The sequence below is a fragment of the Streptomyces sp. NBC_00237 genome (genome assembly GCF_026342435.1).
Classification (GTDB): Bacteria; Actinomycetota; Actinomycetes; order Streptomycetales; family Streptomycetaceae; genus Streptomyces.
Genome location: NZ_JAPEMT010000002.1, coordinates 1 through 13,850, shown reverse-complemented (window position 1 = coordinate 13,850; position 13,850 = coordinate 1). Strand labels below are relative to the sequence as shown.

Below are 13,850 nucleotides of genomic sequence, written 5' to 3'. Positions count from 1 at the left end.
CATCATGAATGCCCGTCGTTTCCGTCGTGCCGCCGTCGCCGTGTCCGTCGCCGCCGTCCTTCCCCTCGCGCTGACCGCCTGCGGTGACACGGACAAGGACAAGAAGGACACCGGGTCCTCGTCCGCCGCGTCCGAGCCCGCCGCCCCGTCGTCGGCTGCCGCCGACACCGCGATGAGCGGCCCGTTCGGTCCGGGCTGCGCGGGCGTCCCCAAGGAGGGCGCGGGCAGCTTCGACGGCATGGCCAAGGACCCGGTGGCCACCGCCGCGTCGAACAACCCGGCCCTGTCCACCCTGGTCACCGCCGTGAAGAAGGCGGGCCTGGTCGACACCCTCAACAACGCCGAGAACATCACCGTGTTCGCCCCCACCAACGACGCCTTCGCCAAGCTGCCCAAGGCCGACCTGGACGCCGTCCTCGCCGACAAGGCCAAGCTCACCAGCATCCTCACCTACCACGTGGTCGGCCAGAAGCTGACCCCGAAGCAGCTGGAGACGGGCACCTACCCGACACTCCAGAAGTCCACCCTGACCACCGCGGGCTCGGGCGAGTCCTACAAGGTCAACGACACCTCGTCCGTGGTCTGCGGCAACGTCCCCACCGCCAACGCCACGGTCTACATCGTCGACACGGTCCTCATGCCCAAGTAGTTCCGACAGGCCGTCCCGAGGGCCGACCCCCGATCCGCGTGCGGAAGCCCGCCTGCGGAGGCCCGCACACGGATGAGAGTTCGCCGGTACGAAGAGGGGGCGGGCGTCGTCAGACGTCCGCCCCCGTGCCTGCCACGCTTTCCCGCACGCCGTGACGTCGTACGTGCGTGAGTGGGGTCAGAGGAGCCCGATACCGAGCCCGAGGCCCAGTCCTACGCTGATGCCGCCGCCGTAGTAGTAGCCGTCGTCCCACCAGCCGTCGTGGTGGTACCAGTGGTCGTCCTGAACGACGGTGTGCACGCTTGCGGCAGGTGCTGCCGCGCTCGCCGCGCCGGCTGTGGGAACGATGACGGCGGCAGCGCACGCGGCTGCCAGGACACTTTTCGCGAGGATCTTCCGCATGGTGAGCCCCTGTACGTGATCCCGAGACCCCGAGTCCTCCTCCACGCTAGACCTCCTGGGGGCCCGCTGCATGTGGATCACCGCCGCCTGGAAGTGATCGGCTCAGCAGGAAGTCTGCGGTCGTCGCCAGAGCCGTCCCGGTCCTGATGGGGCGTCATGGCTGTTGGTGGCAGCCTGACTTCACTCGATGAATCTTGGGCCGACCCGTCACCACGTCCGTGACGAGCGCCCGGCCCGACGGGGCGTGAGCGGGCGAGGGTGGTTGCTGCCGCCCGCCCGCTTCGCCTCTCTACCAGTCGGTGTTCATGTGCTGCATTCCGTTCATGGACTGCCGCTTCCAACTGCTGTGGCTCCAGGTGGAGGGGTTCCGGCTCTCCTGGTGCCGGTTGCCGTGCCAGCCGTCGTAACAGGTTTGCCGAAGGACGGGTTGAGCTGGCCGATGACGCTGCCCGTGTTTCCGCAGGCGTTGACGGGGACATGGACCGGCGCCTCGACGGGATTGCCGGAGAGGACGCCGGGCGAACCGACGACGGTGGCCCGGACGTCGGCGTCCGCCGCGGCCGCCCCCGCGAACAGTGCGGCTCCGGCCATGACTGCGACGGCCACATACTGAACCGCCTGGTGTTGGGGAGTGGATTTTCGTGTCTGCCAGCGCGGGTACCGCAGGGTTGGCCGCTGCGGTGCCCGCGCTCCCAGAGTTTTGACCTGGGTCAGCAGGAATCGATTCGGTTGTACGTGGACCACCACGTGGCGTTGACGAACCTGTGGGTGGAACCTCCGGCGATGTATGTGCAGGCCGAGTCAGGCCCGTTGTCGAATATCACGCGCACGTTCGTGCCGCTGATGCAGCGGTTGTTGACGTCGTACCACCCGATCGAGCCCTGGCTTCCACGGGCCTGCAGTACGCCGCAGTGGGACGTGGCCGCGGCTGCGGGAGTCGCGGTGAACGCGATTCCCGCAGCAGTGAGCACCAGTCCGGCGAGGGCCGAGCCCAGTTGCTTCGTCTTCATCTTGGGTTCCTTATCCGAAGAACCGTGTCAGCTCCTGTGGCCGACCCGGCAGCCAGAGCATGCAGGGCCACCCCTGACAGGTGCTGTCACACCACGAGGGATATGTTGTGGCGCGTGCGCGCATCCCGACTGCTTCATCTGCTCTTGCTGCTGCAGAGCCGAGGTCCGATGAACGCCACCGCTCTCGCGCTGGCGTTGGGGATCTCGGCGCGCACCGTCTACCGCGATGTTGGTGCTCTGTCTGACGCCGGAGTGCCGGTATACGTGGTGGACGGGCCTCGTGGCGGATATGCCCTCGTCGATGGCTGGCAGACCCGGTTGACGGGACTGACCGACAGTGAGGCCGACACGCTGGCCCTGGTCGGCCTCCCTGGGCCGGCCGCCGAGTTGGGGCTCGGTGCCGCCCTGGCCGCCACGGAACTGAAGCTTCTCGCCGCGCTCCCGCCTGAGGCGGCGGACCGCGCCGGGCGGATCCGCCAGCGCTTCCACCTCGACGCCGTGGCATGGTTCCGCGAGACCGAGTCCGCGACACACTTGAAAGTGATCGCCGCCGCAGTCTGGCAGAGCACGCCGATCGCGATCCGGTACCGGCGGTGGGCGCCACCCCCGTCCCGTGATGTGGAGCGCACGGTGCAGCCCCTGGGAATGGTCTGCAAGGCCGGCGCCTGGTATCTCGTCGCGCGGCCTGACGACGGCGGTTCTCCCCGCACGTACAGAGTGGGGCGGATCCGCCGGGTCATGACCCTCCCCGGGCCGTTCGACTGGCCAGAAGGGTTCGACCTGGCCGCGTTCTGGAAGGACGCTACGGCCCGGTACGAGGCTGATCTGATGCGGGATGCGATGACGCTCCGCCTCTCGCCAGCCGGTTGTGAACGTCTGGCCGAACTACTCGGCACCACCATTGTCGACGCGACCCTGCCGACTCACGACCCGCAAGGATGGACTCACGTGACGATCCCGACCGAGTCCACGGACGACGCAGTGACCAAGGCTCTGCAGCTCGGACCAGATGCCGAGGTGCTCGCCCCCGACGAAGTACGCCGGCGAATGATCGAGACCCTCGCCTCGACGGCTGCTCTGTACGGGCCATAGTCAGTGGTCAAGGGGACGCGCCGCGCCGACCACGTCACTGAGGGACCTTTTCTCGACCTGGTGAAGGTCGTTTACCTGCCTGCGTGAAGCCCGCTGGCGGGCGCCGGAGTACGGGAGTGAGGGACGCGGTTCAGGCTGGGTGCATGAGCGTGATCACCGTGCACCGGCTGACCGGCGATGCCCGCCGGGTCACCGTCCAGCAGGGCGGTGTCACCGTTGATCTCGGGCGGGTCTACAACGACGACGGCCTCGAGGAGGCGCTGCGCCGGGCGGGTCTGGAGGAGGCGTCGGATGTCCTCGACGATCCTTCGGCGGCCGGCTGGGAAGGGGGGGCGGCCCGCACGTGTGGGGGAGCGGGCAGTCGCGGCCGCCGGGCACTCCACCAGGCCCCTGAGGGTGGCCGACAGGCCGCCGGACGGCTCCGGGTACCGGTAGCCGCCTTCCGGTGGGCCGCCCACACCGGGCAGGTCCCCGCCGCCGACGCAGGCCCCGGCCTCTGGACGCGGACGGCGGTCGAGAGCGTCGACGCGGAAGCCGTCCGCGCCGCACTGCGCGGCCCGGTCGGCGCCTCCACCGCCGCCGACCGGCTCACCGCCGCCCTCGGCACCCCGCTCCCGGCCCTGCGCCCGGCGGTGACGTCCCGCCAGATCGGCGACCTCGCCCGCGCCGGCCTCCTGACCGTCCTCGGCACGGCCACCGACGCCCCCGACATCCACCCCGACCAGGTCGCCGTCCTCGCCCGCCGCCGCGACCTGGCCCAGCTCCTCGACCGCCACCTCTGCCTCGGACCCGAACAGGCGGCCATCCGCCTCGGCGTACGCCGCACCGACCTCAAGGAGCTCCGCCGCTTGCTGGCGAACCGCGGCCTCCCGCGCCTGCAACTCGTCCGGCAAAGACACTATGGCTGGCGTCCCACCTTCTCTCCGCCACGGTAGAAGGACCGTCGTGCCGCCACACAGCAATCAGGGTCTTCCCCGCTGAACTTGTCCCGGGCACTACTGGTACCGAAGGGCACCGACCCCACGCGTAATGCTGCTTGCCGTCAGTCTTCTCCACCACCCAGCGGGAGGCCGGCGGCGGCAGCGAACTCGTGTGTGAAGACGGTCATCACGTCGTCGGTTCCGAGATCGAAGATCCCGTCCGGCGGACAGTGCGCCGGACGGCCCGCGACAATCCACACCGTGGCAGCAGGGGCACGAAGCTGCACAGCGACCGGCAGCCGGAAGCCGTGGTCACCTTCGGACCAGAGGATCTCGGCACCCACGAGCGGAACCCCGATGAGTCCTGACCATGCGCGATGCCGATTTACCGCTACGGCCGTCACCCCATCGGGCGGCCCGATCATGGTCAAGTGGCTGGACATCGGCTCCCGGAAGATCTCCAGGCCATGGTGGTCGAAACTGCTGCCCCACACCGCCGAGTAGTGAACGCCGTTCTCGGCGAGCAGCCCGACGCCCATCGTGGCCTGATGCCACACATCGAAGTCCCACTCCTCGACGTCGGTGGCCTCGTCGCCGCAGCTCAGCGGGTAGTACGTCACGCCTACAAGGCGCGTACCGCGCAGACTTTCGACAGTTCTCTCATATTCATCCTCGGTGAGCTTGAGCGACCGCATCCGACCATTGTCATGGTCCTCCAGCCGCTCAGGCAGTCAAGATCGCCGAAGCGGCGCGAGCACTGCTTCCTGCGGCACCGAGTAACTGATCACCCTTCCAGAGGATCCGCATCCAGATGACTTCGCCCCCTTCTGCCTTCGGGCGGGAGGGGGCGATTTCGTCATCTCCCCACCAGATAAGGGGAGTAGCGTTCTGAGTGTCTAGGTCAGAACGGAGCTTCAGTATGCCCGATCCGAACGACAACACGACGGACAACGCCCTGCCTTCCACCTTCGGTAAGCGCGTGAAGCGCGCAAGGGAGCGACAGGGGAAGACGCGCGCCCTGGTGGCTGGCTTCATGGGCCGCTCGACTGAATGGGTGAAGGCAATCGAGACCGATCGCCTGCATATGCCCCGCTTGCCTCTTCTCCTCCGCCTCGCCGAAGCGATCGGAGTGGACGACCTCGCCGAGCTGACAGGTGAGGAGCGCCTCGCCGCTTCGACGTTCACCAAGGGTGTGCACCCAGGACTCCCACGGATCCGGAACGCTCTCACGACGTACAACTTCCGCGACTCCGGACAAGAGCCGCAGTCGGCTGCCGAGCTTGCGGCACGGGTGCGGCAGGCATGGGACTTGTGGCACGGCAACGGTGACCACAGGTCGCGTATCGCGGACCTGGTCCCGGGACTGCTGGAGGATCTACAGCATGCGGCCCGCGCCTATGACGGCACCGAGCGGCGCCGCGTCCTGGTCGCGCTCGCCGAGACCTACCACCTCACCCAGCTCTACTTGAGCTTCCAGCCAGCCCCGGACCTGGTGATGCTCACCGGAGATCGGGCGATGAGCGCGGCTCAGGACGCGGACAGCCCCCGGGCGATCGCCGTTGCCGCCTGGTACATGAACCACGTCTTCCGAGACGCGGGCGAAGCGTCCGAGGCCCGCGTGGACCTGGCGATGAAAGCCGACGCTCTGATCCGGACAACCACCGGGAATGCAGAGGACATTGCCCGCCATGGCCTGCTGCATCTCGCCGCCGCTCTCTCGTACGCAAAGGTTGGCCGTGACGGCGATGCGTGGCGGCACTGGGACAAGGCGGACCGGGCTGCGAAGAAGCTTGGGCCGGAGTACACCCACCCCTACTTGATTTTCGGCAATGGGATGGTCGACGCGTATCGGCTGACCATCCACACGGATCTGTCTAAGCCTGGCCAGGCGGTGGACGTGGCGACAACGATCGATCTCGCACCGATGCCGTCAGCCACCCGCCGCAGCTTCCACATGACGGAGTCGGCTCGCGCGTACCGGATGGAGGGGGAGGACATGGCGGTCGTTCACCTCCTCAAGAAGGCTTACCAGACGTCACCTGAGACCTCGCGGTTCAACATCTTCACCAGGAGCACGGTGACCGAGCTGGTGGTCTCTGGTCCCGCGATGCTCCGCGACGATATCCACTACCTGGCAAGGGAGTTGAAGATCCCCGCATAACCGCGTGGGTACATTCTGTACCTCTCCTCGTGGGGGTATGGGGTATACCCGTCACCCGGAGCCCTCGGTCCTACGGTCGGCAGACACATAAACCCGACCAGACCGGGGGCTTCCGTGACTGGCAGAACTGTGACTTCGTCCGTCGCTGATTGGTTTGCTGGCGCGCATGATGATCCGCAGGCGCCCCATCGGGGGTGGGCGGAGCGGGCGGTGGCGTTGTTGCCGCTCGGTGTCAGCTTCGATGCGGTCCGTATCCCCGCCTCGGTCGTGCGGGCCGCGCTCGGTAGGGACAACCGGGAAGCGATGGCCCGCATTCTGCCGGTGCTGTTCGGCGGCCCGGTGATCCAGGACGGCGCGAAGTGGATCTACGCACTCGTGCCCACGGGCGGCATCGCCTCATGGCCGCCCCAAGCGGGCACGTACCGCGGCACCGGCTGGCTCGCCGTCCCACGCGTCGACCAACTCGCCCCGCCCGGACTGCACTGGACTGTCGCCCCGGCCACCCCCGGGCGCCTCTGCAACCTGGTGGCCGTGGGCCAGATGCTGGCGGTCGGGGCCGCCCGGCTGGCCGGGGAGACATCGTGAGCGTGCCGATGCGGGAGTCCGCGCAGTCATACAGGTCGCCGGAATGCCGGAGTGCCGAGCACCGGATGTGCGCCGGGTCCCGCCGGGAGATCCGGCTTCCCGGACAGCTGCCGTTCGAGCGGCCGGTCGAGGTGCTGTGCTGCGCCTGCACGTGCCACCGCCCTGCGACCGCCCAGGCTTCCCGGTGAGCGACGCCATCACCCCCACCCGCGACGTTGCGATCCGCGTCGCTACCGACGAACTGACCTGGGCTCAGCGTGACGCCGGCCTTGACGCGATCACCGTCGCCCCCGCACCGGACGCGGCCATCTCCTTGTTCATCAACCTGCACCACTCGAACGAGGAGACCGGCCCCCTACCGGGAGGTCCGGGAACCGTGCAGGAGCGGGCTGACGCACTGTCGGCAGCGCTGGCCAACGACGGTGTGCAGTGCACGGTTGAGATCCACGACGCCGAGTTGAGCACCCTGCTCGTGCACCTGGAGGACCCCGAGGACGCCCAGGCCCTGGCCCGGTGGATTGTCGCCGGTCTGCCCCCGCAACGCGCCGCCGCACGCCGCCTGCGGCTCGCGCTCCACGCCGTCGGCACCCAAGTGGTCCCGTACATCAAGGGCGGGCGGATCATGGTCGGAACGGCGACCCCGGTAGACGTCGCTTTCCTGTACCGGGCGTTGGGTGGTGCGGGAACAGCCTCGGACGGGATGGCCGTCATGGGCCCTGGGGCTCTGGAGGACCTCGCGGACATCCTGTCGAGCCGCTTCCGCGGGACGGCCAAAGTGCCCGTCGCGGTGAAGGCGGAACCGGCGTGCGAGCACACCGGATCCAACTGCCTGCAACTGGGCTCGGTCACCGAGGAGCAGGCCCGCACGCTCGCCGCCTGCCTGGAATCGTGGGCCGCCCTCCCCTGCTCCCGAGGCTCGCCCGATGACCGTGGCTGTCCCGGACGAGTCCGAGGAGCAGCCCCTCAGGCACCCGCTCCGGTCGCCCCACCCTGGACAGGCCGACGGCCGGAGCGGGCCTCTGAGCCACCGCCTTACGTACCGAGACGGACAAAGGGCTGGCCATTGGCCGTGGTGAGGGACCGGTGGCCAGTGGCCAGCGATGGCTCACCACGGCCACGGATGATCACTCACCATGGCCAGCGATCACTCACCACGGCGGTTGGCCGTCGCTCACCATGATCGGTGGCCACCGTCGCGAGGCCGGAGTTCCGGTGATGTGTCCGCCTCCCGGAGAGGGTGAGCAGGACACGAATCTCCTGTTCAGGACCATGGTGAGGTACGTGGTGGGTTCCTGGTGGGTTCCGTGGTGAGTCACGGAAGCGGGCCGGTGGGACAGAACACGATCGTCGTAGACCGCGAAGCGGCCCGTCTCCGAATCCGTGGCGGGTGCACGGTGCTGGCCTCCGGGCGGCCACTGGCCACCGCCCTGACCGGCCGCGCGTGGCGATTCTGGCGCGGCCAGTTCCCTGCGACTCCTGGTGGCCACGGGTCATGGTGAGCCACACATGGCCGGTGGTGGTCGTGGTGCGGTGACCGCTCACCATGACCGGTGGCCGTTGCTCACCATGGCCACTGGCCACTCACCACGGCCACTGGCCAGCCGGGCATGGCCGCGAGTCCCGTGTGCCCAGTGCCGAACGCGGTACCGCTGTTCACGCGCGCGGTCTGCTTGGTGCCCGAGAGGAGCCGGGTGACGAGGTGGCACCCGCACAGGTCACCCGAACGGCAGCGACCGCCCCGCAACGCGGGCCCGACACCTCATTGCCACCACCGTCTCGGCAGCGCTACTCGCCCTCGCTGCGCCTGCCTTCCCCGCCGCAGCTCTCGTCGAGCCTGCGGTACCTGCCCCGCAGATCGCAGTCCCCGCCCCGGCTGCTCCCTCGCCCGCTGCTCCCGCACCGCAGGCTGGCCCCAGCGGGCCTCGGTATGACACCCAGCCGCCTGGTGTCAGCGCCTACCTGCCCGCTGAAACCCTCATCGTCGTTCTCACCATCGTCGCCGTCTCCATCCTCGCTCTCCGCTATGGCCCGGCCCTCGCCGCAGCCGGTACCAAGGCGCTGGTCCGCCTCTTCCAGGACACGCCCCCAGCCCCCTGACTACTGCACAAGTGCTGCCTCGGGGACGGCGCGGACCCCACAGGGCCAGACGCTCGGCTCGTGACGCCGACGGCAAAAGCGGGGGCATCGTTGGAAACCTCATGACGGCGCCCCCGTCCTCCCTGGGCCACATGCCGGTCCTCGCCGCCCCCCCTTCTCGGCGCGCTCGCCGCCCTCACGGGTGACATCGCCCGCCTCCTCGTCCCGGCCGAACGGCTACGCCACCACCTCGCCCCGGAGACCGGCACCGTGCCCGACCGCGACGGTCATGGTTACCTCCGGCGGGGAACCAACCATGGAACTAACCACGGCGGGGCTCGCTCCAAGACTTCGGAACGAGCCCCGCCGTCGGGCGATGGAGGAAGCGCGGCACCGCAAGGACTGAAGCGCAGGGTGAAACGCACCCACCTGTTTCACCTCTGGCCTGCGGGTTCTCTGTGAAATGCCGTGACGGGAAGGACGTTTCACGACTCACTCGAGGCCAGCCATTTTCACACCCAGGGCCCCGTCAACTCTCGTCCAAGTCTGGCCTGTGAGTGCTTCCGTCTAGGTGTCTGGTTGGATTCGGACATGGGCAATGGCAGCCACGAGGAATCAGGTCTCTCCAAGAGCACCTGGAGCGACGCAGATTTCGAAGACATGGGGTGGCATGACGCCACCATCCACGGCTTGTCCGTCCAGCCGACCAACGACGTCCTGCCGCGTCTTTTCCTCGACCTTGACTACATCGTCCGCTGGGTCCACCCAGTCCGGCCCGCAACACACTTTTCGTTCTGGGTCTCTCCGGCGACACTCGTCTTCGAAGATGTCTTCGACCTTGAGGGCGACCTCGACTTCAAGGGTCTTGCCGTGGACTTGGAGGTCGACAGGGTGCACCGGCTGGTGATGAATGATGTCCGTCCGAACTTTGCACACTGCCCGCTCTGGCACATCGAAGGCCATGCGTTTGACTTGAAATTCAGGGCCTCGGGCTTCCATCAGTACTTCCGGCAGGCCCCGAGGCTCGTATCCCGGCAGGCATTGCCCTATGCCGAACGCGGGGGTTGTGCCTTCACCGAACTCGGCTTCAGTTGATTGGCAACCTGCCGAGGCATCTGTCAACAGTGAGCACACCGAACGCGTCGGCACAACCTGGGCTGGCCAGATCTCAAACGCGGTCGCAGCTTGTGCTTGAACCTCCGGTCGCGGGCTGGGTAAGTAGTTGGGATACCCGTTGGGGCGAGACGCCCAAGATGTGGGCGATGTCCCGGCCGGTCAAGTCCTGATTCTTGAGAGCTGACGCTGTTCGTCGAAGCTCCGCTGCTGCTTGAAGTTGGGCCTTGTGAGCGTCAACAGTTGCCTGGGTTGAAGCCTCGACGCGTCGGTTGAGCTCGTCACCGAGGTCGACCTTGAGTTGCACGCCGTGCTCGACCCCGGGTACGTCTGCGGCCTTCATGAGGGCACGTCCACACTCGGCTGCCTCGCTCAGCCGGCGAACGTAGGCGGGGGCGAGTCCATGCATTTCGAGCATCCACCCTCCGTCAGCACGATGGGCCACGATCTTGGGCAAGTCCATACTCCGCACCTTCCTCGGGACGAGATGAGAACTCTAGCCCCCCTAGACGAAGACGTCTAGGGGGGCTAGATGAAGCTGGCGCTCGTCGTCCTCGGCGGCTTGGTCCTGCTGCTTCTGCTTCTCGGCGGCCTTACTGGCTATCTGTGCTGGCGGCATCTCACCGCCCATACCCCGATCATGGCGGCGGCCGCCGTGATCACGGTCGTCCTCACCGGCTGCGGCGTGGCCGTGGCGGCCGCCCGCCGACGCTCATGACGCCCCCGGAGCAGGGTGTCCGTACCGCCTCGGGGGCAGGACGGACACCCGCACCCGCAGGCCGCTGACCTGCCGTGGTGAGCCATGGTTGGTTCTGTGGTTGGCCCGTGGTGAGCCGTGGTTGGTTCCTTGGTTGGCCCGTGGTGAGTACGCGCGGTTCTTCACCACGGGCCCGGACGATCACTCACCACGGGCCCAGATGATCACTCACCACGTCGGGGTGCGAGCGCCGTGTGAGTGATCAGTGATGGCCCGGCTGCGCAGCGCTACGGTGATCGACCGCGCAGGCGATCACCCGCGGGCGGCTGGCACATGGGCACGACGGCACCGTGTACGACGCCAGAAGGGGCGCTCGCACCCGTCCTGCCGCTCACCGGATGCGGGGCACCCGACGACGACGGCAAGCCCTCGGCGGCCCCCACAGAGACGGTTCCGGCCGTGCCCGCCCCGGCGGTGTCAGCGGCCGACCCGGACGCGGCGCACCGGGCGGCGGCACTGGCCGCGTACCGGGCGATGACTGCCGCGCAGACCGCCGCGTACCCCAAGGCCAACCCTGCGGGCACCGGCCTGGAGAAGCACGCGACAACGCAGGCGCTGGGCACGATGCGCATCGACCTGCGACGGATGAAATCCGCAGGAACCGTCGTGCGCGGCGGGGCCGGGCACACCCCGACGGTGACCGCCCTGAACATGCGGGCGAAGATCCCCACCGCCACGCTGTCCGACTGCATCGACCTGTCGAAGTACGAGACGTACGACGTGAAGGCACGCAAGCCGATCCCGCTGCCCTCGGCGCCGCCGCTGCGCTACCTGGCCTCGGCCTCGATGGAACGCTGGGACGGCCGATGGATGGTCACCGCCCTCGACCCCCAGGCGGGCGGGACGTGCTGAGCGCCCGCACGGCAGGGGCGCCGCTGCTCCTGGCCGTGGTCCTGGCGGGCGTCACCATCACCGCCTTGCCTGCCTCGGCGGACGGCATCGACCCCGGCTGCGTCGGCTCCAGCGCGGTGTTCGTCCGCGTCTGCGCGGACGACCCCGCCTCGTCGCCGGGCCCGGCCAGCACGCCGGGCTCGGGTGTTTCGTCGGCGAAACAGCGGGGCGGCAAGCCGGACAAGCCCGTCTGCCGGTACACGAAGATGGACCCTCCGCCCCCGGCGGGCAGTCCGCTGTGGGGCGGCCACTCACCAGCGGACAAGGGCGGCATGTTCGTGGCGGAGTGCGACGACACCCAGACCTCCCGCCCGGTCTGGATCGCCGACGGCGCGGCACCCGCCGGACAGGCCATCGACCCGGAGGCCGTCGCCCGCCAGGCCGTGGACAAGGTCCGCCTGGACGGCCCGAAGATCGCCAGCCCCCGCCCTGGCGGGACGTACGTCATCGGCATGCCCACGTGGATGTGGGCCACCCCGTCCGAGTCGACGTTCGGGCCCACCACCGCGACGGCGACGGCGGGCGGTGTCACCGTGACCGCGACCGCTACCGTCACCTCGGTCGCGTGGGCGATGGGCGACGGTGCGGTCGTCGTCTGCCCGGGCCCCGGCACCCCGTACACGAAGGACCGGGGCAAGCAGATGTCACCGGACTGCGGGCACCGGTACACCAAGCTGGCCCGCCCGCTCGGCCAGCCGTACAAGGGCACCGCCACCTCGACGTGGACAGTCGACTGGCAGGTCGTCGGAGGCACCGGCGAGACCGGCACGTTCACCGAGACGCGGGCCACGGCCTGGACGGCACTGGTACAGGAGATCCAGACAGTCGGTGTCCCCCCGGGCACCTGACCTGACCAACACCCTGACTAAGCCCCTGACCAAGCACCTGACTGACCCCCTGACCAAGCACCTGACCCCCCTTTGCCCACGCGCAACCATCAATGCAGGTCAGTGCCCTTGGTGAGCCCTCTCAGAACTCAGACAACCCCCCTCACGCCCCCGCGCCTGCCCTGACCCCGGAAAAGTAGGGCCAGGGCAGACGCGGCGACCGCTCGGGGGGTTCGGGGCGGGACGGGGTGTCGCTGCGCCGGACCGGGGCCCGGCGCGGCCCGAGATGGCGGCCTGGCGGCCGCGCACGGCATTGTGACCCTTGCCCCACCCCTTGCCCCATCCCTTGCTTCACCCCTTGCCCCATCCCTTGCGCCACCATCCAGACACCCGGAACGTTTGCGCTGGTCAGGCCCCATGGTTGGTACCTCACAGAACCCAGACAACCCCCCTCACGCCCTCCTGTCCTGCTACCCCTGGGAAAAGGGGCGGGGCAGCACGACAGGAGACCGCTCGGGGGGCTCGGGGCGGGAAGGGATATCACTGCGCCGGACCGAGGCCCGGCGCGGACCGGAGCGGCCCGGAGACGGCGGCCACACCGCGCGCTGCACACCTGCCGGGCTCGTGCCCTGTCCCAGGGCGGGCTCCCGGGCGTTGCACAGGCACGAGAAACCGTCCCGCTTCTCCGCTGGAGAAAAAGCTTCTGACCACCGTTACTGAGGCTGCCGCATGAATGCGCTCGCGGGGAAACACTGAACTCTGGTCTGTGAATTCGGGTCGCATTCCCAGGGTGTTTGCTCGGGAGTTGCGGCCCTTCTTTCGTGGCTTGCTTTCAGGCAAGAGCGAGGGAATGAGTTCGGGGGTGCAAGCCTTCGGCTGGACTCTCCCGGGAGCTTTCAGGGCGGTCCGGGGTGGTGCTGCCCGAACCCAGACGCTACACAGTCAGAACACGTGATGCACCACCCCTGGGGTGCGTCCGCTCCTGTGAGTGGCGCGGCATCAGATTCCGTCCCGCAGGTGCGGTCTGCTGGTGGGCTCGACCGGACGGTCCCAGGGGGAGGAGGGGGGCAGGGTGGAGCGCAGCGGAGCCCGTCACCACGGTGAGGCCAGCGCCTGATCAAGCCGACAGTCCGTCACTCTCGTTGCGGGGGTGGTGGCTGGGAATCCCAGACCCTACACAGGCCCGCACACGATGCACCTCCTCCCGTAGCCAGCCCCAGTGACCGCGCTTGCGCGGTCACGCCAATTCGCGCTTGCGCGAATTGTATTCCGTTCGGAATTCCGTTTACGGAATTCCATTCCGGCGCTTGCGCCGGAATTAGAATTGCGCTTGCGCAATTCGTCGCTTTATGCCCCGGCTTGCCGGG

General features: G+C 68.5%; 15 protein-coding genes. 10 read left to right on the top strand and 5 right to left on the bottom strand.

The features are described from left to right. Positions 1 to 4 precede the first annotated feature (4 nt). On the top strand, positions 5 to 649 hold the full coding sequence (locus OG897_RS14635; RefSeq protein WP_266656891.1) for a fasciclin domain-containing protein: 645 nt from the start codon (positions 5 to 7) through the stop codon (positions 647 to 649). Positions 650 to 826: 177 nt separating this feature from the next. Here OG897_RS14635 and OG897_RS14630 read toward each other — a convergent pair whose 3' ends face one another. The 3 genes from OG897_RS14630 to OG897_RS14620 form a co-directional block, all read right to left on the bottom strand. Further along, positions 827 to 1,051, bottom strand: coding sequence for a hypothetical protein (locus tag OG897_RS14630; RefSeq protein ID WP_266656889.1), 225 nt, complete (start codon positions 1,049 to 1,051; stop codon positions 827 to 829). Between the two features lie 321 nt (positions 1,052 to 1,372). Next, on the bottom strand, positions 1,373 to 1,642 hold the full coding sequence (locus tag OG897_RS14625) for a chaplin (protein ID WP_266660180.1): 270 nt from the start codon (positions 1,640 to 1,642) through the stop codon (positions 1,373 to 1,375). A gap of 119 nt (positions 1,643 to 1,761) precedes the next feature. Then, positions 1,762 to 2,061, bottom strand: a complete 300-nt coding sequence (locus tag OG897_RS14620; protein ID WP_266656887.1) for a hypothetical protein — start codon at positions 2,059 to 2,061, stop codon at positions 1,762 to 1,764. Positions 2,062 to 2,175: 114 nt separating this feature from the next. On the opposite strand from OG897_RS14620, the gene OG897_RS14615 reads away from it, so the two are divergent. Next, positions 2,176 to 3,153 (top strand): YafY family protein, encoded by a 978-nt coding sequence (locus tag OG897_RS14615; protein ID WP_266656885.1) that lies wholly within the window; start codon positions 2,176 to 2,178, stop codon positions 3,151 to 3,153. Positions 3,154 to 3,296: 143 nt separating this feature from the next. After that, positions 3,297 to 4,088 (top strand): hypothetical protein, encoded by a 792-nt coding sequence (locus OG897_RS14610; protein WP_266656883.1) that lies wholly within the window; start codon positions 3,297 to 3,299, stop codon positions 4,086 to 4,088. 107 nt (positions 4,089 to 4,195) lie between these two features. On the opposite strand, the gene OG897_RS14605 is transcribed toward OG897_RS14610, so the two are convergent. Continuing rightward, positions 4,196 to 4,768: a hypothetical protein gene (locus tag OG897_RS14605; protein ID WP_266656881.1), complete on the bottom strand. Its 573-nt coding sequence runs from the start codon at positions 4,766 to 4,768 to the stop codon at positions 4,196 to 4,198. Positions 4,769 to 4,992: 224 nt separating this feature from the next. Here OG897_RS14605 and OG897_RS14600 point away from each other — a divergent pair, with 224 nt between their 5' ends. The 4 genes from OG897_RS14600 (at position 4,993) to OG897_RS14585 (ending at position 9,990) form a co-directional block, all read left to right on the top strand. Then, entirely contained in the window at positions 4,993 to 6,234 is a 1,242-nt protein-coding gene (locus tag OG897_RS14600) for a helix-turn-helix domain-containing protein (RefSeq protein ID WP_266656879.1), read from the top strand. A gap of 210 nt (positions 6,235 to 6,444) precedes the next feature. Continuing rightward, positions 6,445 to 6,819 (top strand): hypothetical protein, encoded by a 375-nt coding sequence (locus tag OG897_RS14595; RefSeq protein WP_266656877.1) that lies wholly within the window; start codon positions 6,445 to 6,447, stop codon positions 6,817 to 6,819. A 184-nt stretch (positions 6,820 to 7,003) separates the two neighbouring features. Then, the gene (locus OG897_RS14590; RefSeq protein WP_266656875.1) at positions 7,004 to 7,999 is read left to right on the top strand and encodes a hypothetical protein; all 996 of its coding nucleotides are present in this window, start codon (positions 7,004 to 7,006) and stop codon (positions 7,997 to 7,999) included. 1,487 nt (positions 8,000 to 9,486) lie between these two features. Beyond that, on the top strand, positions 9,487 to 9,990 hold the full coding sequence (locus OG897_RS14585) for a hypothetical protein (RefSeq protein WP_266656872.1): 504 nt from the start codon (positions 9,487 to 9,489) through the stop codon (positions 9,988 to 9,990). A 73-nt stretch (positions 9,991 to 10,063) separates the two neighbouring features. On the opposite strand, the gene OG897_RS14580 is transcribed toward OG897_RS14585, so the two are convergent. Next, a complete protein-coding gene (locus tag OG897_RS14580) occupies positions 10,064 to 10,471 on the bottom strand; it encodes a hypothetical protein (protein ID WP_266656870.1) in 408 nt (135 codons plus the stop codon). Positions 10,472 to 10,540: 69 nt separating this feature from the next. Here OG897_RS14580 and OG897_RS14575 point away from each other — a divergent pair, with 69 nt between their 5' ends. The 3 genes from OG897_RS14575 to OG897_RS14565 all read left to right on the top strand — a co-directional run bounded on the left by OG897_RS14575 (position 10,541) and on the right by OG897_RS14565 (position 12,504). Then, a complete protein-coding gene (locus OG897_RS14575) occupies positions 10,541 to 10,726 on the top strand; it encodes a hypothetical protein (RefSeq protein ID WP_266656868.1) in 186 nt (61 codons plus the stop codon). A gap of 312 nt (positions 10,727 to 11,038) precedes the next feature. Then, on the top strand, positions 11,039 to 11,617 hold the full coding sequence (locus tag OG897_RS14570; protein WP_266656866.1) for a hypothetical protein: 579 nt from the start codon (positions 11,039 to 11,041) through the stop codon (positions 11,615 to 11,617). Next, positions 11,611 to 12,504, top strand: a complete 894-nt coding sequence (locus tag OG897_RS14565) for an ATP/GTP-binding protein (protein WP_266656864.1) — start codon at positions 11,611 to 11,613, stop codon at positions 12,502 to 12,504. Before OG897_RS14570 ends, OG897_RS14565 begins: the two co-directional genes overlap by 7 nt. The last annotated feature ends 1,346 nt before the right edge of the window (positions 12,505 to 13,850 follow it).

What these genes read in the sequence shown, in the direction of transcription:
- OG897_RS14635 (WP_266656891.1), top strand. Translation starts at nt 5, where the DNA reads ATGAATGCCCGTCGTTTCCGTCGTGCCGCCGTCGCCGTGTCCGTCGCC.
- OG897_RS14600 (WP_266656879.1), top strand. Translation starts at nt 4,993, where the DNA reads ATGCCCGATCCGAACGACAACACGACGGACAACGCCCTGCCTTCCACC.
- OG897_RS14580 (WP_266656870.1), bottom strand. Translation starts at nt 10,471, where the DNA reads ATGGACTTGCCCAAGATCGTGGCCCATCGTGCTGACGGAGGGTGGATG.
- OG897_RS14620 (WP_266656887.1), bottom strand. Translation starts at nt 2,061, where the DNA reads ATGAAGACGAAGCAACTGGGCTCGGCCCTCGCCGGACTGGTGCTCACT.
- OG897_RS14630 (WP_266656889.1), bottom strand. Translation starts at nt 1,051, where the DNA reads ATGCGGAAGATCCTCGCGAAAAGTGTCCTGGCAGCCGCGTGCGCTGCC.
- OG897_RS14605 (WP_266656881.1), bottom strand. Translation starts at nt 4,768, where the DNA reads ATGCGGTCGCTCAAGCTCACCGAGGATGAATATGAGAGAACTGTCGAA.
- OG897_RS14570 (WP_266656866.1), top strand. Translation starts at nt 11,039, where the DNA reads ATGGGCACGACGGCACCGTGTACGACGCCAGAAGGGGCGCTCGCACCC.
- OG897_RS14610 (WP_266656883.1), top strand. Translation starts at nt 3,297, where the DNA reads ATGAGCGTGATCACCGTGCACCGGCTGACCGGCGATGCCCGCCGGGTC.
- OG897_RS14575 (WP_266656868.1), top strand. Translation starts at nt 10,541, where the DNA reads ATGAAGCTGGCGCTCGTCGTCCTCGGCGGCTTGGTCCTGCTGCTTCTG.
- OG897_RS14625 (WP_266660180.1), bottom strand. Translation starts at nt 1,642, where the DNA reads ATGGCCGGAGCCGCACTGTTCGCGGGGGCGGCCGCGGCGGACGCCGAC.
- OG897_RS14585 (WP_266656872.1), top strand. Translation starts at nt 9,487, where the DNA reads ATGGGCAATGGCAGCCACGAGGAATCAGGTCTCTCCAAGAGCACCTGG.